The sequence below is a fragment of the Alcanivorax sp. HI0044 genome (assembly GCF_001634945.1).
Window position 1 is genome coordinate 1 of the sequence record NZ_LWEZ01001397.1, and the last position, 983, is coordinate 983.

The window sequence follows — 983 nt, forward strand, 5'->3', positions numbered from 1 at the left end:
TGGTTTTCCGCCACGCATCAGCTCAACCCAGCGCACGGAGGCAACACAACATGGCCAACTCTGACGGGAGCCCCCCGGATATCGCCACCGAATTTGCCCAGCAGGACGGCCTGCTTTACCTCAACCATGCAGCCGTCGCCCCCTGGCCACAACGTACCCAGGACGCGGTAACCGAATTTGCTCGCCAGAATGTATTCATCGGCGCACGGGATTATCCACACTGGTTGAAAGTCGAGCAGCAGCTACGCGAGCGTTTGGCCTGGCTGGTGGGAGGCGTTAGCAGCGAAGAGATCGCCTTGCTCAAGAACACTTCCGAAGGCCTGTCCGTCATTGCCCAGGGCCTGGAATGGCAGGCTGGCGATCAGGTTATCATCAGTGATCAGGAATTCCCGTCCAACCGCATCCCCTGGCAGGCCCTGGCAAACCAGGGGGTGGAAGTGATCGAGGTCAATCTGGAGGGGGACAACCCGGAGCAGAATGTCATTGACTCCATGGGTCCGCGCACCCGCCTGGTGTCTCTTTCCGCCGTCCAGTACGGCACCGGCCTGTTGATGGATATGGCTCCCATCGGCGCCGCCTGCCGTGCCCAGGGCATACTCTTCTGTGTGGACGCCATCCAGATTCTCGGCACACTGCCGTTCTCAGCAGAGCAGGTAAACGCTGATTTTGTGGTGGCCGACGGCCACAAATGGATGCTCGGCCCGGAAGGGCTCGCCCTGTTCTATTGCCGCCGCGCGGTGCAGGATCAATTGATTCTGCGTCAGCATGGTTGGCATATGGTGGCCGATCCGGGCAATTACACCCGCAAGGACTGGCAGCCCGCCACTACCGCCAAACGCTTCGAATGCGGGAGCCCAAACATGCTCGGTGCCCATGCCCTGAATGCCTCCCTGTCACTGCTGCAGGATACCGGCATGGACGCGGTGGCTGATGCCTTGCAACAGCGGGTGCAATGGCTGATCGAAGGGCTGCAAGACAAAAAC

1 protein-coding gene is annotated in these 983 nt (G+C 60.4%); it reads left to right on the forward strand.

Features of this window, described 5'->3' with window-relative positions:
- Positions 1-50: 50 nt before the first annotated feature.
- A partial coding sequence (locus A3730_RS20630) for an aminotransferase class V-fold PLP-dependent enzyme (RefSeq protein WP_063538811.1) occupies positions 51-983 on the forward strand: 933 nt, incomplete at its 3' end.